Origin of the sequence: Pseudomonas sp. NPDC089406 (assembly GCF_044900265.1) — a bacterium.
Classification (GTDB): Bacteria; Pseudomonadota; Gammaproteobacteria; order Pseudomonadales; family Pseudomonadaceae; genus Aquipseudomonas; species Aquipseudomonas fakonensis.
Map to the genome: position 1 here is coordinate 40,167 of NZ_JBJDNC010000025.1, position 20,894 is coordinate 61,060.

Below are 20,894 nucleotides of genomic sequence, written 5' to 3' on the forward strand. Positions count from 1 at the left end.
ATACAGCTCTGGGTTCAGGTTCGGCGCAATCCTGTAGGAGCCAGCTTACCGGCGATGAGGCCGATAGCCCCGACACAAGGCCTCGGTTTGCAGGCCCTGCCCTATCGCCGGCAAGCCGGCTCCTACAGGCGCAGCGCAGGGCTCAGGCTTGGCGCAATCCTGTAGGAGCCTGCTCGAACAAGCTTTAGCTACGCTCTGCTGCGGGCCTGGAAGGCCCACCACCCAACAACAAGGAACTCCCCCATGGCCATCACCCTGCGCCCTGCCACTACTGACGACATCGAACTGCTGTTCGACATCCGCACCAGCGTGCAGCAGAACCACCTCACCCGTGAGCAACTGCACGCGCTGGGCATTACCGCCCTGGCCTTGGCCGACGCCATCAACGCCGCCCCCTGTGCCTGGGTCGCCGAAGCCGACCGGCAGGCCGTCGGCTTCGCCATGGTGGACCTCGACGAAGGGGAGCTGTTCGCCCTGTTCATACGCCCGAACTTCGAAGCCCGGGGCATCGGCCGCTTGCTGCTGCAGCAGGCGGAGCAGGCACTGTTCCAGCACCACGCGTTGATCCACCTGACTACCGACGGCGATGAGGCGACCCGCGCCAACGGCTTCTATCGCCGCCACGGCTGGCTGGCGAGCGGCGCAGTAGACGACCGGGATGTACGCTTCGAAAAGCACCGCGGCTCAGCTCAGTGAGGCGAAATCCGCCGCGTCATGACGCTCGCGCAAACCCTCACCCGGCGCCCCCGAAGTGCGGTTGACCACCCTGCCCCGGGCCACCGCCGGGCGCGCAGCGATGGCGTGGTACCAGCGCAGCAGGTGGCTGTACTGCTCCACCTGCAGAAACTCGTCGGCGCCGTACACGCCCATCAGGCTGCCGGGATACCACGGCCACACGGCCATGTCGGCGATGCTGTACTGGCCGCCGGCAAGGTACTCGTTGCGCGCCAGGTGCGTGTCCAGCACGTGCAACTGGCGCTTGGTCTCCATGGCATAGCGGTCGATGGCGTACTGGATCTTGATCGGCGCGTAGGCATAGAAATGCCCCAGGCCGCCGCCCACGAACGGCGCCGAGCCCATCTGCCACATCAACCAGTTGAAGGTCTCGGCCCGCGCCTGCCCCTCCTGGGGCAGGAAGGCGCCGAAGCGTTCGGCCAGGTACACCAGTATCGAGCCGCTTTCGAACACCCGCGTGGCCGGCGTGGTGCTGTGATCCACCAGCGCCGGGATTTTCGAATTGGGGTTGATGTCGACAAAGCCGCTGGCAAACTGCTCGCCCTTGAAGATGTCCACCAGCCAGGCGTCATACTCGGCGCCACTGTGCCCGGCCGCCAATAGCTCCTCGAGCAGGATGGTCACCTTCTGCCCGTTGGGCGTGCCCTGGGAGTACAGCTGCAACGGGTGCTTGCCCACCGGCAACGCGTGCTGGTAGCGCGCACCGGACTGCGGGCTGTTGATGCTGGCGAACGTACCGCCGTGGCTGGCCTGGGGCGCCCAGACCTTGGGCGGGAGGTAGCCGGCTGGCAGGTTGTGCCGGGTGGAATCGGTCATGGTGCGCTCCTGGGGGGCGGGGGCTGTTGGCTGAATACCTTACCCAGGTGCTGGCGCAGCAGTGACAGTGTGCGGAGCAATTGACTGTTCCGCGTGGTGCAACGGCGGCGCAACTGTCTTGTTCAATTTCTAGAATCTAGCGCGCGCCCTGTAGGAGCCGGCTTGCCGGCTCCTACAGGGCGCGCGAAGCCCGGATCAAGCGCACTACCTGCGTGGCCCTCGTGTCGCGAAAGGGGCGCGAGGCAGCCCCGGCGATCTTGAGTTGAACGGCAATTGCCAGGGCCAGCATCGGGCCATGCAAACTGATCAGGTAGGCGCAGTGACAAGAATCGCTTCGAAGTCCTGCAGTGCCTGCTGAAAATCTGCGATGGCAAACGATACAGGCAGGCCCCCCTTCATCCAGCTCGTTTGCGCTCCTACCTCAAGTCCGCCTGAAACACTCAGCCCAAAACGGGCCCAAGTCACGACGCCGTGCGCAACGACCTGTTCAACCATGAGTACTGTGCAGCCCAGGTCCATGTCGTCCGCGCAGACCAACAGTGGTACGAGTGTAGAGGTGCCGTCTTCACCTGGAGCAAACCGGCGCTTGGCCAGCGCTTGCTCCTCCTCATCGAGTAGCCAGATCAGCGATAGCCCAAGCATTGTTGCCTGCTCGAAATCCAGGTGTTGGGCGACCCACTGCTCCACACCGATGCCATCGACCATCAGCCAGGCGCAAGCACTTCGAGAGAATTTTGCCTGGTAGCGGCACGCTTGTATGGAATGAAGCATATGGAAAAATCCTTGAACCAATCATGCAGAACAGGGGAACGGTAGAGCGACACGTCGGCCGGTACAAGCACTTTGGCTATTGCCACGTGAAGCCTTCACCTTCCGGCCCTGGCGGTATGTCGTGGCACGAAGTGTACATGGAACTGTAGAGCACACCGGCACCTGCCAGCGCCTGGGCGTTCATGAGTGCTATACGTCCTTCACTTGCAGACCACCAGTATTCAAGGTGGATACCCCACGGGCCTGCCGGTCAACGGTCAAGACCATGCGGAACTTGACGTCACCTGACTTCATCCTCTGATAGGCGTCATTGGCCTGTTCGAAGGGCATCACCTCGATTCTTGGCCGCACGCCAGCCAGCACACTGAAATCCAGCGTTCTCTCGTTCTCGTAAGGCGTCCCCGTGATCGAGCCCAGTACGCTGCGCTCACCGACGACCAGATGGCCAGTGGATACTGGCAGCGGATCCTTGCTGGCCCCCAGCAGCACCAGGCGGCCTTGCGGTGCCAGGCCCAGCATGAGCGCAGATACGGCTGCCGGGACACCGATGGTGGTGACGATGGCATGTGCGCCGCCCAGGTTCTTCAGCGTCCCGGCCACATCCTCTTGGTTGGCGTCGATGTAGACATGCGCCCCGAGATCCATCGCGTCCTGCGCTATATCGCTACCCCGGCCAACGGCAACCACGCGAAAGCCCATACGACGTGCGTACTGCAGGGCCATGTGACCCAGACCACCGATACCGAGAATGGCAACGGTATCGCCGGCCTGTGCTCCAGACTTTTTCAATGCGTTGAACGTGGCAATACCCGCGCAGAGAATTGGCGCGGCTTCTTCCGCGTTCAACTCATCTGGGATCGACACAAGCCCTGAGGCACGGGCAATCATCATTTCGGCATAGCCGCCATCACAGGAGGCTCCGACGAAGGGCTGGTTCTGGCAGAGCTGGAAATGCCCCTGCCGGCATTGCGCGCACGCATTGCAGTGCCCGCCCAGGCGCCCGATACCCACCCGTTGGCCGACTCGCCAGATCGAGGGAACCTGCTCGCCCAGCGCGGTAATTCGGCCAACCACCTCATGACCGGGCACGCGTGGTGGCTGCAACGTCGGGTCAGCCCCTTCGATATCACCGGTATCAGCGCCACAAATGCCGCAGGCTTCGACCTCGATCAATACCTGCCCAACACCGGGAGCAGGTAATTCGCGCTCCACCAGTTCGAGAACGCCGGGACGGCTGACTTGCATGGCGCGGTAGGTGCCGGTCATGGGCATCGCTCCTTGTGTGTAAACGGGAAAGACAACCCGCTAGGCTCTGTGTGCTGCAGTGGCCAGAGCATTCAGCGCCTGAACGCCCAGGCGGGCCGCCTCCACAGCGCCGGCCAGGTATCCAGGAAACTGTGGCGACCACTCACTGCCGATACCCGTCAGGCATCCTTGCCAGGGCCCGGAAGAGGCGCTGGCGGAGGGCGCAACTGCGTGCTGGGAATTCGCACTCACATCGGCACTGGTGGCGGTGTAAGGGTCATAGGCCCAGTCCTTTATGAAGTCGGCCCTCGGCGACCCAGCTTCGCGGCCGAACATTCGGGCGAGCTGTTCACGACAAAGCGCTTGCAGCACCTCGCTGGGGTGCTGGCTGCGTATGCTCGCCGGCATACCGATGAAACCGAACAGTGCCGAGCTACCGCCAGGCATCGAGGCATCATGAATTTCAGCCAGCGGCCCGCATGTGCTGCGGGCCTCGCCGCAAAGCCCCTGGTCGCGCCAGAACGGCGTGTCATAGATCGCGATGTACTTGGCGTGGGGTGCCATCCACGTCGCGGTCGTTCTCCACTGCCGGGCAAGTTCGGCTGGCAGGGCAGGCTCAAAGTCGATGGTGGTTTCGAGCAGGCGTGGCGGTAATGCCAGCAGCACTTGTTCGGCACGCCAGCTCGTCATTACACCGTTAGCAGCATGGCTTTGAACTTCGACATGGGTGTCATGCTTACGAAGCCTGCGTACAACCTGGTTCGTAGCGATTCGCTGCGGATTCACTTTGCGACGCAGGGCATCGACCAGCATCCCCATACCACCTACCAGGCGCATCGAGGGCGGCGAGTTGACGTAGCCGCGCATACGCACAACTGGGCCTTCGCAGGATCGTTCCACAAGCATGTCGCCCGCGTCGAACTGCTCGAAACGCTCAAGCCCCAAGGCGTCGACAAGCTGATCAAGCTCTTGCTGGTAGCCAGGCCAGAACCAGGTAGGCCCGAGGTCAAAGTGATCGATGGAACTGTCCATCGAGGTGTGGGAGAGGGTCTTGCCCATGCCGCTGATGGAGGCAATGCGTCCACCCAGGTCACCCCGAGCTTCCAGTACAACGAAGTCATCGATGCCCTGTCGCTGCAGCAGACAGGCCGCATACAGCCCGCTCAACCCCGCGCCGACAATCACAATGCGGGTGGTTTGCATCATCACACCTCTGCCTTCTGCTGAACCAGGTGGCCGGTTTTAAGGTAAACGGTGGTGCCCTGTTGTCCGGCAATGACATCCAGATGCTGCCCGGTTGGCAGTCGCATCCAGGTACCTGGCTCATAGGACTGCCCGCCCGCCGTTACGCTGCCCTCCAGTACCAGTAGCTCGAAACCCTGCAGCAACTGCCCGAACAGCAGCTCATTCGCTTCGAGACGATAGAGGCTGACCTGCTCCGAATCGTCAGCGAACAATGGGCAAACCTCACGCGAACCCTGCCGATGCCAATTGGACGGGTCTCGGGTATCGACACGCACAGTGTGTTGTTCGGTGTCCGCCATCTGCTGCAACTTCACGAAGATCGTGCAGCCCTCGTCGCTGGATGGCCGGTGGCTGGAGCCTGGGGGGTTGCGCAAGTACCAGCCTGCGGGGTAGTCCGCGCCCTCGTCAGAGAAAGTGCCCGCCAACACAAGGATCTCCTCCCCACCAGGGTGCAGGTGGCCAGGGAAACTGGAGTTCGGCGCATAGCGGACGATGCTGGTGGCACGCGCTTTTTCTGCGCCGATACGGTCCAGCATCACGCGCTCGACACCTGCCTGGAGCGAAGACACCCACTCGTACTCGTGAGGCGCCACGATGGCTGTGCGGCTGAAGTCGGCGTTGATCAACATAGGGAATATCCAAACAGGGGTACGAGAACGTCGGCCACCTCTGAAAAAGGCGACCGAACCTCGATACGCATTATTACCTGGCGGGCAGTTGCTGGTAGGCCTCGACGACCCGAGCCGAGTATGTCAGAGCGGCACCGGCATTGAGCGCAATGGCCACACCCAGTGCTTCGGTAATTTCCTCAAGGGAAGCACCGTGCTCAACAGCCTTTTTTGTGTGGACGGATATGCAGCCATCGCAGCGGGTGGTGACAGCTACTGCCAACGCGATCAACTCATGAATCTTCGGGTCGAGATGGCCAGTTTTGACGGCGGCATTGTCGATGGTCATTAGGCCACGCATGACGTCAGGGCTCTGCTTGGCATAGTCGCCCACGCGCTCCAGCAGGGAGTCGCGATAGGCATTCCAGTCTTGCATCATGGTTTTTCTCCAGGACATGGTTGAGGTAAGGCGTGATGGGGTGGGAGTTGCTTTGGCCGTAGCCCCGGTTTCAGTTGCGCCCTGCCATGACACCGCCGTCCACATCCCAAACGGCGCCGGTAACCCAGCTGGCTTGTTCAGAGAGAAGAAAGGCGACGACACCGGCAACATCCTGCGGCGTACCAACGCGGCCAATCGGGTGGAAGCTGTTGAAGCCCAGCAGTGCGCTGTGTACTTCTGCCTTGGGGATGAAGCCTTCGTAGATCGGGGTTTGCACCACTGCCGGAGACACGGCATTCACGCGAATGTTCTTCGAAGCAAGCTCCATCGCCAGGTGCTGGGTCAGCGAGTGCAGGCCGGCTTTGGCCATGGAATAGGCAGAGGACGGAGTAGCCGCGATCGCTTGCCTGGCCCACATCGAACCGATGTTCACGATGGCGCCTGGACGGTTCTGCTCTACCAGGTTGGCAGCGACCTTTTGGGTGATGAAGAAGGTCGCCTTGTTCAGCTTCATGTACTGGTCATAGTCAGCATCCTGGTGCTCCAGAAAGGGCTTGGGGAAGAACACACCCGCAGCGTTCACCAGCATGTCGACATCCGCATGCTGCTCGCTGATCGTCTTGATCAGTTTGGCCAGGCCTTCGTCACTGGCCAGGTCGGCAGTAATGGCACTTACGCGACCCAGGGCCGAGAGTGCTTCGAGCGCCTCTTCGGTTTTCTCCGGGCGGCTACCAACGACTACTGCGCTGCCGCCTTCGTAGAGAAACAGGCGTGCAGTTTCAAGCCCCATACCACTAGTGCCACCGACTACCAGCAGCTTTTTACCCTTGAATTGGTTGCTCATTGGAAGATCTCTTTGCACCTGCCCATGGCAGGTATCTGCATAACGGAAATCAGGTCGGTGAGTTGCCGGAGATTGCGTCCGGCTATTCGCACCGCCATTGGGCCAGTTCAACGTCAGGTGAATGGAGGCTTAGGTAAGGAAGAAAAACTTTCCAACTCTTTTGAGCCCCAAAACACCCGCTGGCTCCAGGTGGTTTATCTCTGGAGGTCTTGGCCTTGGAGCGAATCTTCCTCGCTTGCAGATCCGTCAACAAATGAGATTAAGTGTCTACCAGACAAAGAAAATCTTTATCGATGCGCTGTCACGTAGAGAACTGCTTTCGCAGATGCGTCACGGTCTCTGTGGCAGCAACTGTCTTGTGCTGCCTGTTCCGGCCTCATCGCCGGCAAGCCGGCTCCTACAGGTACGGCACTGACCTGAAGCTCATCCAATCCCTGTGGGAGCGGGCTTGCCCGCGAATTGGCCAGCCCATGAAAAGGCGTCGTCTGGCACGGGCTACGCCCGTGTTCGCGGGACAAGCCCGCTCCTACAAGGAGGGCACAGTACTTACTGGCCGCTTTGGGCCGATTGCCGCCAGTCACCCTGCTTGCACGAAACCGTCGAAGCGGGCATGTTCCCCGTGCGGCTGAGCCTTGCCCTGACACCTCCTTGGCCCACCCATCGTTTTTCATATCCTCCATCCGCACATGGACCCATTTTTTTGCAACCTTTACCTGGAAACACACAGCCTGGTCCGGCCCCGGCTGCCACGAAATGGGACGCGGGCGAAGCCGTCAGCCAGCTGTCGTGGGACGACCTGCGCATCATCAAGGCACTGAGTGACTGCGCTAACCGCGCCGCAGCAGCCAAGAAGCTCGGCATCAATGTCTCGACGGTTTCGCGCCGGGTCACCCAGCTCGAAAAAACCCTCGGCGTCGCGCTGTTCGATCACCGCAAATCGGGTTACCTGCTCACCGCCGAGGGCGCCGAACTGCGTGCCCTGGCCGAGCGGGTGGAACTGGATATCGTCAGCGTTACCCGGCGCGTTTCGCGCGCAGGCCAAGGCGCGCTCGGCAAACTTCGCATTACCACCAGCGACTCGCTGCTGCTGTACTTCCTCACCCCCATCATTGCCGAGTTCAAGGCGCTGAACCCCGGCATCAACATCGAGGTGCTGGTCGGCAACCAAACCCTGAGCCTGGCCCGCGACGAGTCGGATATCGCCATTCGTGCCACGCGCAAACCGGCCGAAAGCCTGGTCGGACGCAAACTGGCCAACATCGCCTGGGCGCCCTACTGCCGCAGCGGGCAGCTCGGCGCTGCGGCGCTTTTCGAACAGGACCAGGCCTGGGTGTCGTACTCCGCCGCGCTGTGCGGTTTGCGCGCCAACAGCTATGTCGAATGCCGGGTGGCGCCTGAGCGCATCGCCTACCGCACCGATTCGGTGGCCGCCGCCAGCGTTGCCATCGCCGCGGGGCTAGGGTTCGGCTTTCTGCCGTGCATGCTCGGCGACATCACCCCGGGGCTGGTCAGAGCGGGGCCTGTGGTGCCGGAGCTGCAGGATGAGTTGTGGTTGCTGACCCACCAGGACATCCGCAGGTCCTGGCGGGTCAAGGCGTTCATGACCTTTTGCGCCGCAGCGGTGGCCAGCAGGAAGCCCCTGGTCGAAGGGCAAATGCCACCCCCGGTTGCGTAGGCTTCATACAAAAAGCGCCTGCCCGGGCAGGCAAGCGCTCAGAGGTGCCGGGCGCCGATCACCGCCTTGCACGCGATCTCGACCAGCTGCGGGCGCTGAGCCAGCCGGGACACGCCAATGATGTTGCTCGCACACTGCGGCCGCGGGGTGCCGTAGGCCGCCTTGCGCACATCGCCCACCACCGCGAACGCCGCATCCATGTCCAGCACATACAGGGTTTCTTCGACCACATCCTGCAGCGTCGCGCCATACAGGGCGAGCAGCTTGGCAATGTTGGCGTAAGCGGCCCGCATCTGCTCGCCGATCATCGAAAAATCACTGGGCTTGCCATCCGCGCCCAGCGGCGCCGGCGCGATCAGGTTGCCTTGCTCATCATGGTTGAACTGGCCGGACACATGGATTTCGTTGCCGACCCGCCGTGCCTGCGGGTAGCCATACGCCTCTTCCCAGGCGACACCCCAGTAAGCGGTTTGTTGGTTGATCGGTTGTGAAGCTGCCATGGGCGTTCTCCTGCCTGTGAACGGGTCGGGATGACCCGGATGCGTGGGCAGATGCTAGCAACCTGACGGCCGAACAGCTGGCGCAAAAACAGGCCACCATAGACGCAAAAGTGCGCCACCAAGGCAGGCGGCATTTGGCTATCTTGTGCCCCACCTCAAGCGGCGAGAGCGCTGAGGCATGCACCCGGGGCACACCGGGGCGACCATCATCCAGCGGAAAGGAAACGACCATGCGCACCCCCAAGACCGAGGCTCTTAATAACCCGCCCCGGGAAGGATGAAGAGATGGACGATTTCAGCATGCCGGCGCCCCTGTCCATGGCGGCACCAGGGCAGCTCAAGCCCTGGCAGGTCAGGACAGCCAAGAAACTCATGCTGGCGCGGCTCGACACCGGTATTTCGGTCACCGAGCTTGCCCAGGCCTGTGCCTTGTCGCGCAGCCACTTTTCGCGGATGTTCAAGCAAAGCACCAGCATGGCGCCTCAACAGTGGCTGCGCGAGCAGCGCCTGCTGAAAAGCAAGGCGTTGTTGAAAGCGTCGCGGATGTTGCTGGTGGACATCGCCTTCGAATGCGGCTTCAGTGACCAGGCGCATTTTTGCCGGACATTTCGCAGGGCCGAAGGGGTCGCACCGCAGCGGTGGCAGCAGCAGGTTGCCTGACAGTGTGGCGGCGGTAAGGGGGCAGAGGACAGGCGCTAGGGTTTGTACGAAAAGTCGCCGAGCGGCGATCAGGCAAGGCGAAAACAGGCGAGGAACGGTCGGAGTCGCGCTCGACTTTGCTGGTTGCAAATGAGCATTCCGACCGGGCTGGCGCACCAGCCTGTTTTCAACGCAGCATGATCGTCGCGCAGGCACTTTTCGTACAAAGCCTAAGGACGCCAACCTGCAGCGGCGTCCTTGGGAAGGCCGGGCCTGCCGAGCCACTCACTGCGGGTCATTTCCCAGGTTTCGACCTGCATCGCCCCCGAGACAAACTGCCCGTCCCGCCCCCCCACCCTGCGCATGCCCTCATACTCGGACACCTTGCGCGAAGCGTGGTTGGCAACGGCCTTGGGCACTGCCATGACAGGCCGCGCCAAGGTCTCGAACCAATACCCGTTGATCACCCTACAGGCCTCGCGCATGTACCCCCTGCCCCACCACTGCGGTGCCAGCCAGAAGCCCCGGTTGTTACCGGGTTGGTCATACAAACTGATGCTGCCGATGATGCGTTCGCCCTCATCGCGCAGGCGGATCATCCAGTGCCATTCACGGCCCGCTGCCATCGCCGGCAAGGCCATATCGCGCACATAGACCAACGCGCCGTCGTCCGGGTACGGCCAGGGCACGCGGCGGTCGAGGTAGCGCACCACGTCCCATTGCGGGAACAGGGCCTGGATGGCCGGTGCATCGTCCAGTTGCAGCGGGGTCAGCATGAGGCGGTCGGTGAACAGTGTGGGCAGGCAATCCATGGCGTCGCTCCTGAGCATCCTTGCGTTGCGATAGTCTGCGATTGACGGGCGGGTGTCGAGCCACCACGGCAACGCTTGGGCTTATCAGACCAGCAACCCACGCAAGAGCAACTGCAACGCATCCATCCCGCGCTGCAACCGGGCCGCCCCTTCTTCACCCTCGGCGATCCAGAACGCCGCTTCAGACAAACTGCCGTAGATCAGCGATGCCAAGGCCTCGGAGTCGGCCGGCGCCACTACTCCCTGGGCGATAAGCTGGTCGATCAGGCGCTGCATCGACGCCACGCAATGGCGCTGCGCCTCTGGCGAAGCGCCGCCGAGCACGGCCCTGGCATCGCGCAGCACCAGGCGCTGGATCTCGGGTTCGAGGGCCATTTGCAGGTAGGCCTGGCAGCGGTTGCAGAAGCCTTCCCAGGCATTTTCGGCGGTATCGGAGATGGCCTGCAGGCGCGCGTCCATCTCTGCGTCGATCTGTTCGACCACCGCTGCCAGCAAGCCCTTCTTGTCACCGAAGTGATGATACAGCGCGCCTCGGGTCAGGCCTGCCTGGGCCGTCAGGTCATCCATCGACGCCTCTGCATAGCCGCTTTCGCTGAATACCTTGCGCGCAGTGGCCAGCAGCGCGGCGCGGGTTTCTTCCATCTCGGCACGGGTGCGGCGAGCCATTTGCCCTCTCCTTACAGACAACCTGAATGATGATTTACATACGCCGCGTATGTATATACGCTTTATTCATACGCGACGTATGTATTTTCCCTCTCAGCGCCATGCGGCTGCAAGCGCGTTTTCAGGAGATCGAGATGGCCACTGCTTACCGAACGCTGTTCCAGGCACCTGGCAGCAAAGCCTTCACCCTTGCGGGCCTGCTGGCCCGGCTGCCCCTGCCGATGACCGGCATCGGCATCATCACCCTGCTGTCGCAGGCGTATGGCAGCTATGCCCTGGCCGGCATGGTCGCCGCGACTTTCGTACTGACCTACGCGCTGCTCTCGCCACAGTTGTCGCGGCTGGTCGACCTGAAGGGGCAACGCCGTGTGCTGCCTTTGGCAACGGTCATCAGCGCCAGCGGCTTGCTGATACTGGCGGCCAGCACGTACTGGGGCGCACCGCTTGGCTGCCTGTTCATCGGCGCCCTGCTCGCCGGCTGCATGCCCAGCCTGTCGGCCATGGTTCGGGCGCGCTGGACGGCGCTGTACCGTGGCCAGCCACTGCTGCAAACGGCGCATTCGCTGGAGACGGTCTTCGACGAGGTGACGTTCATCCTCGGGCCGCCGCTGGCGGTCGGGCTGTCGGTCGGGGTGTTGCCCCAGGCGGCGCTGTTGGCAGCAGCACTGCTGCTGGCGCTGGGTGTGCTTGCACTGCTCACCCAGCGCAGCACCGAACCGGCCGTGCTCGCCCGGCAAGGCAGCGCCGCCAACCCCGGCTCGGTGATCCGCTTGCCGGGTGTGCGGCGGCTGACGTTGCTGACCATGAGCATGGGGGTGATCGTCGGCACATTGGACATGGTCAGCGTGGCCTTCGCCGAACAGCTCGATCGCCCGGCCGCAGCCAGCGCGGTGCTGTCGGCCTATGCCCTGGGCTCCTGCGTAGCCGGGCTGCTGTTCGGCGTACTGCAGCCAGGCGCTGCCCAGCCCCGCCAACTGTGGGTGGCCAGCCTGGCGACTGCGGCAAGCACACTGCCGCTGATGGCGGTGGCCAGCATCCCCGGCCTGACAGCGGCCGTGCTGGTTGCGGGGCTGTGCTTCGCCCCCACCCTGATCATCGCCATGACCCTGGTCGAGCGCCTGGTCCCGGAACAACAACTGACCGAGGGCATGACCTGGCTGCTCGCCGGGCTGAACATCGGCGTGGCACTGGGTGCAGCACTGGCCGGGCAACTGGTCGACCATGCCGGGCCCCGGGGCGGGTTTGCCCTGGCACTCGCGGCCGGGATGGTCGTGCTGCTGGTGGGGTTGACCGCCAGCAGAAGCCTGCACAGCCACGGCCTCACTTCACCCTTGCAAGGAGCTGAATCATGACCTGCTATTCAAACGCTGATACCGCAACAGCTGCACCCAACCCTTGGCTTGCGGTCATCGCCGTTGGCCTTGCGACCTTTGCCGTGGTGACCACCGAGATGCTGCCGGTCGGCCTGCTGACCCCGATTGCCACGGCCTTGCAGGTATCGGCCGCAAGCGCCGGCCTGATGATTTCACTGCCGGCGCTGCTGGCCGCCGTGTTCGCCACCCTGGTGGTGATCGCCTCGGGCAGGGTGGACAGGCGCAAGATCCTCTGTGGCTTGCTGGCGTTGCTGTTGCTCGCCAACACCGCCTCGGCCCTGGCACCGACCCTGGGTTGGATGCTCGCAGCGCGCACCCTGGTCGGCCTGTGCATGGGCGGTATCTGGGCGATAGCCGGGGGCCTGGCAGCCCGCCTGGTGCCGGGCCATGCCGTGGGCCTGGCCACCGCCGTGATCTTTGGCGGCGTGGCGGCGGCCTCGGTGCTGGGCGTGCCGCTCGGTGCGCTGGTCGGTGACCTGTTCGGCTGGCGTTGGGCATTCGCCCTCATGGCCCTGCTCAGTGGTGGGGTGCTGCTGCTGCACCTGGCTGTTATACCGGCGTTACCGGCCAGCACCTCGGTGACGGCGCGCCAGTTCGTCGAAATGCTGGGCAACCGAACGCTTCAGGCCGGGCTGTTGTTGACGCTGCTGCTGGTCACCGGGCACTTCGCCGCCTTCACCTTTGCCCGGCCACTGCTGCAGAGCGTCGCCGGCCTGGATGCGCAGTGGATTGGCGCCGCGCTGTTTGCCTACGGCGCGGCCGGCATTGCCGGTAATTTTCTGGCCGGCCCCCGCGCCGCCAACAACCCGACAGCAACCTTGATGGCGATTGCCGCAGGGCTGCTGCTGACCGCCGTGCTGTACCTGAGCCTCGGCAACTGGGCGCCGGGCGGCGCTGCCAGCCTGCTGCTGTGGGGGCTGGCCTACGGCGGTGTATCGGTTGCCCTGATGACCCTGATGATGAAAGCCGCCCCCGAGGCCGTCGAGGTTGCCGCGGCGTGGTATGTGGGGGCGTTCAACATCGCCATTGCCCTGGGCGCCTGGGTTGGTGGGCTGGCGCTGGATGGCAGCGGGCTGGCCGCCAACCTGTGGCTGCTCGCAGGCTTTGCGTGCTGTGCGCTGGGGATTTCGTGGGGGCTCTGGCGCAAGCAATGACCTTGACCGGTTTGCAATGGCAGTCACCCTTTCTCTGGTAACAACTGTCTTGTACTGCCTGCACTGGCCTCATCGCCGGCAAGCCGGCTCCTACAGGGGACCGCGCAACCCTGTAGGAGCCGGCTTGCCGGCGATGAGGCCGGGCCAGGCAGTGCAAATTCGACATGCCCCCGGAAATCCCGGCTGGTGATCGGCAGCCACCAGGCAGAATCAGCAGGGCCCTGTCACGGCAATTTCGCAATCACCTTGATCTCGAAATCGAAGCCCGACAACCAGGTCACACCAATGGCCGTCACCGTCGGGTAAGGCGCCTCGCCCCAATACTCGGCCGCCACCTCCCAGATGGTCTCGAACTTGGCGTCGGGGTCGACCATGAAGATGGTGGTATCCACCACATCCTCGAAACTGCTGCCGGCCGCGGCCAGGATCGCGTTGAGGTTGGCGAAGGCCTTGCGTACCTGCGCCGCCAGGTCCGGTTCGGCCGAGCCATCCTTGCGGCTGCCGACCTGGCCGGAAACGAACAAAAAGCCGTTGGAGCGAATCGCCGGCGAGTAGCGGTGCAGCTCGTACAACGCATGGCGGTCAGGCGGGAAAACAACATCACGTTTGCTGGGCATGGCTTACCTCGTGCTGGGCCATCACGGCCCGGTGTCTTGGGTAAGGCCACTTTAAAAAGGCTAGCGCCCCGGATAAACCGGCAGCCCTGGCCATGACTGTTTGTATAATCCAAACAATCCCGACGCGAATGAGGCGTGCAATGGACCGTTTCGATGCAATGCAGGCGTTTGCCCGGGTGGTGGAAACCGGCAGCTTCACCAAGGCGGCAGCCACCTTGCACATGAGCAAGACCACCGTGACCCAGCTGGTCCAGCAACTGGAAGCGCGGCTGCGGGTGCGCCTGCTCAACCGCACCACGCGCAAGGTCAACGTGACTGCCGACGGCGCGGCCTACTACGAACGCGTGGTCCGCCTGCTGGCCGACATGGACGATGCCGAGACCAGCGTATCCAGCGCCTCGCTGGCGCCGCGCGGGCGGCTGCGGGTGGATGTGCCCAGCCCCCTGGCGCGCATGCTGCTGATACCCGCCTTGCCGGGTTTTTTTGCGCGCTATCCGGAAATCCAGCTGACCCTGGGGGTGAGCGATCGCATCGTCGACATCGTTGGCGAAAACGTCGACTGCGTGGTGCGTGGCGGCGAGATCAGCGACCAATCCCTGGTGGCCAGGCATGTGGGCGACCTGCAACTCGGCATGTATGCCGCGCCCGGCTATCTGCAGCACTTCGGTACACCGGAGCATCCTCGCGAACTGGAAGAAGGGCGGCACAAGACCGTGGGGTTTCTGTGGTTTCGTACTGGCAAAACCCTGCCTTACACGATGCAGCGGGGCCAGGAGCGCGTAGAGGCCCAAGGCCACCCGCAACTGACTGTCGACGACGGCAACGCCTACCTTGCCGCCGGCCTGGCCGGCCTTGGCCTGCTGTGGCTGCCGCAGTACATGGCCAAACCCCACCTGGACAGCGGCGAGCTGGTGGCGCAGTTCGAAGGCTGGCACATGCCGCCGATGCCGATGTACCTGGCATTCCCGCCCAACCGCCATGTCAGCGCCAAGGTGCGGGTGTTTATCGACTGGATCATCGAATTGATGGCCGAGCATGCGCCGGTGTCGACAGGGCATTGAGCAGCAGGCAGCTGTGCTTGCGCCAACCGCGTCACGGCGCCAGCAGCCGATGGCATAGATCGATGAACGCCCTGAGCTTCGGTTGGTTCCTGGCCGCTTTCGAGAAGTACAAGAACAACCCGTCACTGCCTGGCGAACAATCGAGCAACACCGGCTCAAGTGTTCCGGCCGCCAGTTCGCGCGAGGTATGGAAGGTGGATGAGTAGATCAGCCCTACCCCTTTTACCGCCAGGCTGCGCATCAGCTCGCCGTCGTTGACCGTAACGGCCCCCAGCGGGTCGATGCGCACCGTCGAGCCGTTCTCCATGAATTCCCAACGGTAGACATCACCCTTCTCGGGCCTGCGAAAACGGATGCACTCATGCCGTGTCAGGTCGCCGGTCACCTGGGGCCTGCCATGCGCCTTGAAGTAAGCCGGCGAGCCAAACACCGCCCACTGGTAAGGCTTGCAAAGCCGCACGGCAATCATGTCCTGGGCGATGTATGAGCCAATCGAAATGCCGGCGTCATACCCTTCAGAAACGAAATTCTCGTGACGGTTGCTGACGGTAATCTCCACGTTGATGTTCGGCCAGGCCAGGCGAAACGTCGGCAACACAGGCTCGATGACATGCGGTAGTGCCAGGCGCTCGACGATCAAGCGCAGCGTACCGGATGGCGCCTGCGCCGATTGCGCTGCATCTTCAAGGCCGGCGGCGATGGCCAGGGCCGCCGGGCCGACCTTCTCCAGCAGCGCCTGCCCTGCCTCGGTCAACGACACCTTGCGCGTCGTGCGGTGAAACAACGGTGTGCCCAGGCGCAGCTCCAGCCGTTGCAAGGCCTGGCTCACCGAGCCTGCCGAACGATCGAGGTCGAGCGCAGCTTTGGTTACGCTCAAGCGCCTGGCCACGGCCAGGAACTCGGGCAGGCCATCAAAGCTTTGGGCGTGGTTCATGCTCATGGGCGGCTTCTTGAAGGGTTGGAGCGACAGATTATCGCCATTTATTTCAAGCCAATCCTGCCCGATTAAGCTGTTTTTCCAAATAGTGCATTCGCTTGCGGCCAGTTACTCCTGCTGGGCCGGGCGCCTAGAGTTGGCCCCGTCTTTATCAACCCAAGGAAGTGACATGTCTGCTGCCAAGCAAATCATCGGGCTCGCCGTTGCCGTTTTCGCCCTCGTGGCAGGCGCGCCTGCAGCGCTCGCCGAACAGAACGCCAAACGCGAAAAAGTGCTGATCGTGGTGTCGAGCCTGGACAAGAAAACCGAAAATCAGGTGGGTGGGTTCTGGTTTCCGGAGCTCACCCACCCGGTGGAAGTTTTCGATCAAAGCGGTATCGATTTCGACCTTGCCAGCCCGCAGGGCGGTTTGGCGCCGTTCGACGGTTTCGACCTGAAGGATCAAGCCAGCCTGAACTTCTGGACCAACCCGCAGCACCGCAACAAGCTTGGCAACACCATCAAACTCTCCAACGTCGACCCGTCCCTGTACGGCGCAGTGTTGCTGGTGGGTGGCCATGGCCCCATGTGGGACTTCGTCAATAACCCTGAGCTCAGCAATATCGTGCGCCGAATCTACGAGCAGGCAGGCATTGTCAGTGCGGTCTGCCACGGCCCGGCAGGGCTTCTGGATGTGAAGCTCAGCAATGGGCGCCCTCTTGTTGCTGGGCGCCGGCTGACGGGTTTTACCGCCGAGGAAGAGATCGCCCGGCACTACGACAGCATCGTTCCGTTCGAGCTGGAAGGCGCGCTGAAAAAGGCCGGCGCCACGTTCGAAGAAGCGCCGATCTTCGAAAGCCGAGTGGTGGTGGATGGGCGTCTGATCACAGGCCAGAACCCTGCCTCTGCGACCGCGCTTGGCCGGGCCCTGGTCAATGCCCTGCAAAACAAGGCCGGGTGAGCGCACATGAAGCAAAGCACCCGGCATTTTTTCGGCCAGATGGCCATGTTATGCACCTGCGCTATGCCGGGCATGCTACCCACCGCCAGTGCGGCCGACCTGCATGTCCTGGCCTCGACGGCGCTCAAGCCCCTGCTCGAAAACGTGCGCCCCGCGTTCGAGTCGGCGAGCGGTGACCGGCTTGTGCTCAGCTGGGGCGCCTCCTATGCAAGCGCGCCAGATGCGTTGCCCATGCGGCTGTCGCGGGGAGAAAAGGCAGATGTCGTGCTCATGCTTCGCGAGGCCCTCGATGAGCAGCTTGCGGGCGGTTATCTGCGGGCGGACACGGTCAGGGACATTGCCACTTCACGTATCGGCCTTGCCGTACAACGCGGCGTGCCCCGGCCCGATATCAGCGACGTGGCGGGGCTGCGGCGCACCTTGCTGGGCGCCAGGGCCATCGCATTCTCCAGCGGCGTAAGCGGGCAATATGTCGCCTCGGCGCTGTTACCGCGGCTGGGTATCGCCGAACAGGTAAAGCCCAAAAGCCGGGTCATCGATGCACCGGGCCTGGCAGGCCAGGCGTTGTTGAGCGCACAGGCAGATGTGGCGCTGCAACAGATGAGCGAACTGCTTGCAGTGCCAGGTATACAGGTGGTTGGCCCGTTACCTGATGCCGTCCAGCGGGTGAACGTGATTGCCGCAGCCGTCACCAGTAATGCGCAGCAGGCTCAAGGTGCACAGGCTTTGATCAGCTACCTGCGAAGCCTGCAGACGGCGCAGGCATTGAAAGATTCGGGGTTTGAGCCGATTTCTTCGCCTTAGGGCACATCTCTTTGAAGGTGTTTGCGTTGGGGCCGCCAAGGGCGCGCCTGAGCGGCCTGTCGTGAACGTCTGTTTTCGACCCATAGCGGACTGATGTTGGCTCAGGGACATGACTGACGTTTGGACCTCTGTAGTACGGGAATCTTAGATGGAAACTTCTTGCTTGTTGCAGATCGAACGCGCCGCTTACGAGGACTTCTTCCGGCTATGGCGCCAAGGAAGTTTCGCACGTCAGCGACTGGGCCAAGCGTTCTACAACCACTTCAACCTCCACAAGCTCGCCGATCAGGCCCGATTGCACGGTCTATACGAGGCCGACGGTGAGAGAGCTTCAGGCTTGATTTCAAGGCTTTTCCACCTCCACTGAGTGGCAGCAATCGCCCCTTAGCGGCCATTGTGAGGATACTGCTCTGGCTCATTTTTAGCCGGCGCGATCCCTGTGGGAGCGGGTTTACCGGAGTGCCGGACCACCTCGAAGCAGGCAACGCGGAGGATGGCACGGGCTTTGCCCGTGTTCGCGGGTGAACCCGCTCCCACAAAGACAGCTTTGGGTCGGAAGGTGCCGACTTTAAAGGGCTACTATCGACCCGTAGCAGCCCCTGACGAAGGGCCGTAATCGGCCAGTAGTGGTCGCGTGCGCATTCCTAAAGCAGCTTGAACCCCTTCTCCGTTACCATCTCACGCAAATCTTTACGCCCGCCCATGTACTCCATGCTTGTCATGGAATTGTGCAGGGCAGCTCTCCAGGTTTTGGGTGACATTTTTTGTTGGCTGCGGAACTCCTGGCAGGCTTGTTCATAGCCTTGAACATAGTCTCGGTAGCCTTCCTGGTTGTAGCGGTTGTAGTGCAGCACCACCGGCTGAGCTGGCCGAGGGCGAATGGCACTCGTGCGGCTTGGGTCTGGATGTCCCAGAGCCATACCGAAGGTGACGAAAGCATGCTCGGGGAGGTTGATGATGTTGGCCAGTTCCTTGGCAATATTTCGCATCACGCCCAAATATACGATTCCCAAGCCTATCGACTCAGCGGCAAGAGAAGCATTTTGAGCTGCCAAAGTCGCGTCCACAGATGCCATCAGAAACGAGTCCAGGTAATCCAGGACGAATGGATCGCCACCTTGGTCGCGGGTAATCGCTACCGAACGAGACGTATCTGCTACCCAGAGCAGGAGTGCGGGAGCTTCCAGAATCCATGGAAGACGATCAACTTTTACTTCACGTGCGACGGTGTCGTGAATCTCTTTCTTCAAGGCCACATCCGTGACAGCGACCAGGCTCCATTGATTTAGAGCCGAAGAAGTGGAAGCCGATTGTGCAGCAGCGACCATCGTCTCAATAGCCCCTTCAGGAAGCGCATCCGCCAGGAATGTCCGGACAGACTTGTGGCGAAGCATCGCTTCGACCACTGGCGTCATGATGACTTTCTCAGGCTTTACCTGGCTGCCATATCGCTGTTGAAGGAGGTGGGCGTGCGCACTCGTAAGGTCAGTCATCTGAGGTCTCCTGGAAAAGTTGACCAAAGACTAACGTTGCCAGGGACAAAAATAAGCCATCAAAAATCGACTACACAATCCACAGCCGTGGACAATGGATGACGTCTGGCTAAAATCGCTGGATGGATCATTTGACAGCAATTCGCACCTTTCAACGGATAGTTGAGACCCGGTCGTTTACCAGAGCGGCTGCTCACCTGGGCATGCCTCGCTCATCTGTCAGCAAGGCATTACAGGAACTCGAAGAGCACCTAGGTACCAAGCTTCTTCAGAGAACGACTCGGACGATTGCGCTCACCACTGAGGGCAGTGAGTATTACCGCAAGGTCACGCAGCTGGTTGCGCGGCTGGACGAGGCCGAGGCTGAGCTAAGAGACATGGGCGCCGCCTCACGTGGCAGACTACGCATTGACCTCCACTCTTCACTGGCACAGTTGCTTTTGATACCGGTGCTCAAGGAGTTCAGAGCGCGGCATCCCCACATCCAGGTAGCTCTGGGAGTCAGTGACCGTCCTGTCAATCTGATTGAGGAAGGCGTTGACTGCGTAATACGGGCTGGGCAGTTAGCGGATTCTTCGTTGGTTGCGAAGAGGCTTTTCACCGACAGGCTGGTCACCTGTGCAAGCCCCGACTACTTGATGCACCACGGTACGCCGTTAACCCCGGCTGATCTGGAGCGTCACCAGATCGTGGGCTATTTCAGCGCATCGAACGGTGAGGTCTGGCCGTTGCGATTTCGCAAGCGAGGTGGAGAGCACCTCATATCCCGATTCGACGTTGCCACGAATGACAGTGCCAGCCATATCAATATGATCATGAGTGGAACGGGAATAGGACAGACGTTCGCATCTGTGGCAGCCCGGCTGTTTGAGTCCGGTGTACTCGTACCCATCCTTGAAAAACACACCTGCGCAACGATACCCATTTCAGTGATTTACCCATCAAACAAGCAGTTGAATGCACGTGTCCGTGTATTCGTGGACTGGATTGTCGAGCGGCTAGCCGAATAACCGGCGCGATTGATGAAGGCGCGCGCCGCCAGCTAGCGAGGGGGAATGAGCGTCCGCTATGGGTCGATAGCTGCCTGTGGTGGATGAGTGTTCTTGATTCATTTCGTTGGCAAGAGCGTGTCCAACTGAACTTACAAGCAACAGAAGCCTGCCTGGCAACGGAAGATAGCCCCTCATGCCGAGTCTGCATGAGGGGGACGATACGCAGTGCCAGAGTGCCGGCGACGCCGGACAGGGGCATGAGGCGGGAGATGATGATTGAGTCGTACACGACGAGGATCAATCAGCTGTGGACAGTCAAATGTTGAGCCTACCTGGGGCTGGGTCGCCTAACTCAACGACCAGTCGGCGCTGGTCGGGGGGCCCGGACGGGCGAGCAGCCGTGCTAGCAGAGCTCGCCATTGCCGCGCATCGCCGCAAGGTGATCGATGATGATCAGCTTCCGACATACTTGAGTTCGCTGAATCTGCTCGACTTTGGGCGTTGCTCGAGGATGAGGCTGCATGGGCC

Annotated in this window: 23 protein-coding genes and 1 pseudogene; 11 read left to right on the plus strand and 13 right to left on the minus strand. The window is 62.0% G+C overall.

What is annotated here, in order from left to right; all coding sequences use genetic code 11:
* Positions 1-243 precede the first annotated feature (243 nt).
* Positions 244-696: a GNAT family N-acetyltransferase gene (locus tag ACI2KK_RS18060; RefSeq protein ID WP_404669937.1), complete on the plus strand. Its 453-nt coding sequence runs from the start codon at positions 244-246 to the stop codon at positions 694-696.
* Here the strand turns inward: ACI2KK_RS18060 and yghU are convergent.
* From yghU to ACI2KK_RS18095, 7 genes are all read right to left on the minus strand, one after another.
* On the minus strand, positions 685-1,551 hold the full coding sequence (gene yghU, locus ACI2KK_RS18065; RefSeq protein WP_404669938.1) for a glutathione-dependent disulfide-bond oxidoreductase: 867 nt from the start codon (positions 1,549-1,551) through the stop codon (positions 685-687). The two genes, ACI2KK_RS18060 and yghU, sit on opposite strands and share 12 nt — an antisense overlap.
* 306 nt (positions 1,552-1,857) lie before the next feature.
* Positions 1,858-2,322 carry a hypothetical protein gene (locus ACI2KK_RS18070; protein WP_404669939.1) on the minus strand — a complete coding sequence of 155 codons (465 nt, stop codon included), beginning with the start codon at positions 2,320-2,322 and terminating at the stop codon, positions 1,858-1,860.
* A gap of 189 nt (positions 2,323-2,511) precedes the next feature.
* Positions 2,512-3,588: an alcohol dehydrogenase gene (locus tag ACI2KK_RS18075; protein ID WP_404669940.1), complete on the minus strand. Its 1,077-nt coding sequence runs from the start codon at positions 3,586-3,588 to the stop codon at positions 2,512-2,514.
* Between the two features lie 39 nt (positions 3,589-3,627).
* Complete coding sequence (locus ACI2KK_RS18080; protein WP_404669941.1) at positions 3,628-4,773, minus strand: flavin monoamine oxidase family protein; 1,146 nt, start codon at positions 4,771-4,773, stop codon at positions 3,628-3,630.
* Entirely contained in the window at positions 4,773-5,441 is a 669-nt protein-coding gene (locus ACI2KK_RS18085; protein ID WP_404669942.1) for a cupin domain-containing protein, read from the minus strand. The genes ACI2KK_RS18080 and ACI2KK_RS18085 overlap by 1 nt, the downstream gene beginning before the upstream one ends.
* Positions 5,442-5,514: 73 nt before the next feature.
* On the minus strand, positions 5,515-5,856 hold the full coding sequence (locus ACI2KK_RS18090; protein ID WP_404669995.1) for a carboxymuconolactone decarboxylase family protein: 342 nt from the start codon (positions 5,854-5,856) through the stop codon (positions 5,515-5,517).
* 73 nt (positions 5,857-5,929) lie between these two features.
* Positions 5,930-6,703 carry an SDR family NAD(P)-dependent oxidoreductase gene (locus ACI2KK_RS18095; RefSeq protein WP_404669943.1) on the minus strand — a complete coding sequence of 258 codons (774 nt, stop codon included), beginning with the start codon at positions 6,701-6,703 and terminating at the stop codon, positions 5,930-5,932.
* Between the two features lie 700 nt (positions 6,704-7,403).
* Here ACI2KK_RS18095 and ACI2KK_RS18100 point away from each other — a divergent pair.
* On the plus strand, positions 7,404-8,378 hold the full coding sequence (locus tag ACI2KK_RS18100; RefSeq protein ID WP_404669944.1) for a LysR family transcriptional regulator: 975 nt from the start codon (positions 7,404-7,406) through the stop codon (positions 8,376-8,378).
* Positions 8,379-8,416: 38 nt separating this feature from the next.
* Here the strand turns inward: ACI2KK_RS18100 and ACI2KK_RS18105 are convergent, their stop codons facing one another.
* The gene (locus ACI2KK_RS18105) at positions 8,417-8,878 is read right to left on the minus strand and encodes a RidA family protein (protein WP_404669945.1); all 462 of its coding nucleotides are present in this window, start codon (positions 8,876-8,878) and stop codon (positions 8,417-8,419) included.
* A gap of 285 nt (positions 8,879-9,163) precedes the next feature.
* Between ACI2KK_RS18105 and ACI2KK_RS18110 the strand changes: the two genes are divergently transcribed.
* Positions 9,164-9,538 (plus strand): helix-turn-helix domain-containing protein, encoded by a 375-nt coding sequence (locus tag ACI2KK_RS18110; protein ID WP_404669946.1) that lies wholly within the window; start codon positions 9,164-9,166, stop codon positions 9,536-9,538.
* 209 nt (positions 9,539-9,747) lie between these two features.
* Here ACI2KK_RS18110 and ACI2KK_RS18115 read toward each other — a convergent pair whose 3' ends face one another.
* Positions 9,748-10,329: a GNAT family N-acetyltransferase gene (locus ACI2KK_RS18115; protein ID WP_404669947.1), complete on the minus strand. Its 582-nt coding sequence runs from the start codon at positions 10,327-10,329 to the stop codon at positions 9,748-9,750.
* An 84-nt stretch (positions 10,330-10,413) separates the two neighbouring features.
* Positions 10,414-10,995 carry a TetR/AcrR family transcriptional regulator gene (locus ACI2KK_RS18120; RefSeq protein WP_404669948.1) on the minus strand — a complete coding sequence of 194 codons (582 nt, stop codon included), beginning with the start codon at positions 10,993-10,995 and terminating at the stop codon, positions 10,414-10,416.
* Positions 10,996-11,129: 134 nt separating this feature from the next.
* On the opposite strand from ACI2KK_RS18120, the gene ACI2KK_RS18125 reads away from it, so the two are divergent.
* Together ACI2KK_RS18125 and ACI2KK_RS18130 are read left to right on the plus strand one after the other, a co-directional pair.
* Positions 11,130-12,347: an MFS transporter gene (locus ACI2KK_RS18125; RefSeq protein ID WP_404669949.1), complete on the plus strand. Its 1,218-nt coding sequence runs from the start codon at positions 11,130-11,132 to the stop codon at positions 12,345-12,347.
* Entirely contained in the window at positions 12,344-13,522 is a 1,179-nt protein-coding gene (locus ACI2KK_RS18130; protein WP_404669950.1) for an MFS transporter, read from the plus strand. Before ACI2KK_RS18125 ends, ACI2KK_RS18130 begins: the two co-directional genes overlap by 4 nt.
* A 224-nt stretch (positions 13,523-13,746) precedes the next feature.
* Here ACI2KK_RS18130 and ACI2KK_RS18135 read toward each other — a convergent pair whose 3' ends face one another.
* Complete coding sequence (locus ACI2KK_RS18135; protein WP_404669951.1) at positions 13,747-14,139, minus strand: Rid family hydrolase; 393 nt, start codon at positions 14,137-14,139, stop codon at positions 13,747-13,749.
* A gap of 140 nt (positions 14,140-14,279) precedes the next feature.
* Here ACI2KK_RS18135 and ACI2KK_RS18140 point away from each other — a divergent pair, with 140 nt between their 5' ends.
* Positions 14,280-15,200 (plus strand): LysR family transcriptional regulator, encoded by a 921-nt coding sequence (locus tag ACI2KK_RS18140; protein ID WP_404669952.1) that lies wholly within the window; start codon positions 14,280-14,282, stop codon positions 15,198-15,200.
* A 31-nt stretch (positions 15,201-15,231) separates the two neighbouring features.
* On the opposite strand, the gene ACI2KK_RS18145 is transcribed toward ACI2KK_RS18140, so the two are convergent.
* Positions 15,232-16,140 carry a LysR family transcriptional regulator gene (locus ACI2KK_RS18145; protein ID WP_404669953.1) on the minus strand — a complete coding sequence of 303 codons (909 nt, stop codon included), beginning with the start codon at positions 16,138-16,140 and terminating at the stop codon, positions 15,232-15,234.
* Positions 16,141-16,306: 166 nt separating this feature from the next.
* Between ACI2KK_RS18145 and ACI2KK_RS18150 the strand changes: the two genes are divergently transcribed.
* The 3 genes from ACI2KK_RS18150 to ACI2KK_RS18160 all read left to right on the plus strand — a co-directional run bounded on the left by ACI2KK_RS18150 (position 16,307) and on the right by ACI2KK_RS18160 (position 18,248).
* Positions 16,307-17,077, plus strand: a complete 771-nt coding sequence (locus tag ACI2KK_RS18150; protein ID WP_404669954.1) for a type 1 glutamine amidotransferase domain-containing protein — start codon at positions 16,307-16,309, stop codon at positions 17,075-17,077.
* A 6-nt stretch (positions 17,078-17,083) separates the two neighbouring features.
* A complete protein-coding gene (locus ACI2KK_RS18155; protein ID WP_404669955.1) occupies positions 17,084-17,881 on the plus strand; it encodes a substrate-binding domain-containing protein in 798 nt (265 codons plus the stop codon).
* Between the two features lie 148 nt (positions 17,882-18,029).
* Positions 18,030-18,248, plus strand: a complete 219-nt coding sequence (locus tag ACI2KK_RS18160; protein WP_369990803.1) for a hypothetical protein — start codon at positions 18,030-18,032, stop codon at positions 18,246-18,248.
* Between the two features lie 277 nt (positions 18,249-18,525).
* On the opposite strand, the gene ACI2KK_RS18165 is transcribed toward ACI2KK_RS18160, so the two are convergent.
* Positions 18,526-19,374, minus strand: coding sequence for a nitroreductase family protein (locus ACI2KK_RS18165; protein ID WP_404669956.1), 849 nt, complete (start codon positions 19,372-19,374; stop codon positions 18,526-18,528).
* Positions 19,375-19,496: 122 nt separating this feature from the next.
* On the opposite strand from ACI2KK_RS18165, the gene ACI2KK_RS18170 reads away from it, so the two are divergent.
* Together ACI2KK_RS18170 and ACI2KK_RS18175 are read left to right on the plus strand one after the other, a co-directional pair.
* Positions 19,497-20,384, plus strand: coding sequence for a LysR family transcriptional regulator (locus tag ACI2KK_RS18170; protein ID WP_404669957.1), 888 nt, complete (start codon positions 19,497-19,499; stop codon positions 20,382-20,384).
* A 191-nt stretch (positions 20,385-20,575) separates the two neighbouring features.
* A pseudogene (locus ACI2KK_RS18175) lies at positions 20,576-20,692 on the plus strand (DUF4113 domain-containing protein); the annotation flags it as partial.
* Between the last annotated feature and the right edge of the window lie 202 nt (positions 20,693-20,894).

Coding starts and splice junctions, on each gene's coding strand:
- ACI2KK_RS18120 (WP_404669948.1), bottom strand. CDS start 10,995: ATGGCTCGCCGCACCCGTGCCGAGATGGAAGAAACCCGCGCCGCGCTG.
- ACI2KK_RS18125 (WP_404669949.1), top strand. CDS start 11,130: ATGGCCACTGCTTACCGAACGCTGTTCCAGGCACCTGGCAGCAAAGCC.
- ACI2KK_RS18165 (WP_404669956.1), bottom strand. CDS start 19,374: ATGACTGACCTTACGAGTGCGCACGCCCACCTCCTTCAACAGCGATAT.
- ACI2KK_RS18155 (WP_404669955.1), top strand. CDS start 17,084: ATGAAGCAAAGCACCCGGCATTTTTTCGGCCAGATGGCCATGTTATGC.
- ACI2KK_RS18085 (WP_404669942.1), bottom strand. CDS start 5,441: ATGTTGATCAACGCCGACTTCAGCCGCACAGCCATCGTGGCGCCTCAC.
- ACI2KK_RS18170 (WP_404669957.1), top strand. CDS start 19,497: ATGGATCATTTGACAGCAATTCGCACCTTTCAACGGATAGTTGAGACC.
- ACI2KK_RS18090 (WP_404669995.1), bottom strand. CDS start 5,856: ATGCAAGACTGGAATGCCTATCGCGACTCCCTGCTGGAGCGCGTGGGC.
- ACI2KK_RS18145 (WP_404669953.1), bottom strand. CDS start 16,140: ATGAGCATGAACCACGCCCAAAGCTTTGATGGCCTGCCCGAGTTCCTG.
- ACI2KK_RS18080 (WP_404669941.1), bottom strand. CDS start 4,773: ATGATGCAAACCACCCGCATTGTGATTGTCGGCGCGGGGTTGAGCGGG.
- ACI2KK_RS18115 (WP_404669947.1), bottom strand. CDS start 10,329: ATGGATTGCCTGCCCACACTGTTCACCGACCGCCTCATGCTGACCCCG.
- ACI2KK_RS18075 (WP_404669940.1), bottom strand. CDS start 3,588: ATGACCGGCACCTACCGCGCCATGCAAGTCAGCCGTCCCGGCGTTCTC.
- ACI2KK_RS18160 (WP_369990803.1), top strand. CDS start 18,030: ATGGAAACTTCTTGCTTGTTGCAGATCGAACGCGCCGCTTACGAGGAC.
- ACI2KK_RS18130 (WP_404669950.1), top strand. CDS start 12,344: ATGACCTGCTATTCAAACGCTGATACCGCAACAGCTGCACCCAACCCT.
- ACI2KK_RS18095 (WP_404669943.1), bottom strand. CDS start 6,703: ATGAGCAACCAATTCAAGGGTAAAAAGCTGCTGGTAGTCGGTGGCACT.
- yghU (WP_404669938.1), bottom strand. CDS start 1,551: ATGACCGATTCCACCCGGCACAACCTGCCAGCCGGCTACCTCCCGCCC.
- ACI2KK_RS18060 (WP_404669937.1), top strand. CDS start 244: ATGGCCATCACCCTGCGCCCTGCCACTACTGACGACATCGAACTGCTG.
- ACI2KK_RS18135 (WP_404669951.1), bottom strand. CDS start 14,139: ATGCCCAGCAAACGTGATGTTGTTTTCCCGCCTGACCGCCATGCGTTG.
- ACI2KK_RS18110 (WP_404669946.1), top strand. CDS start 9,164: ATGGACGATTTCAGCATGCCGGCGCCCCTGTCCATGGCGGCACCAGGG.
- ACI2KK_RS18070 (WP_404669939.1), bottom strand. CDS start 2,322: ATGCTTCATTCCATACAAGCGTGCCGCTACCAGGCAAAATTCTCTCGA.
- ACI2KK_RS18150 (WP_404669954.1), top strand. CDS start 16,307: ATGTCTGCTGCCAAGCAAATCATCGGGCTCGCCGTTGCCGTTTTCGCC.
- ACI2KK_RS18105 (WP_404669945.1), bottom strand. CDS start 8,878: ATGGCAGCTTCACAACCGATCAACCAACAAACCGCTTACTGGGGTGTC.
- ACI2KK_RS18140 (WP_404669952.1), top strand. CDS start 14,280: ATGGACCGTTTCGATGCAATGCAGGCGTTTGCCCGGGTGGTGGAAACC.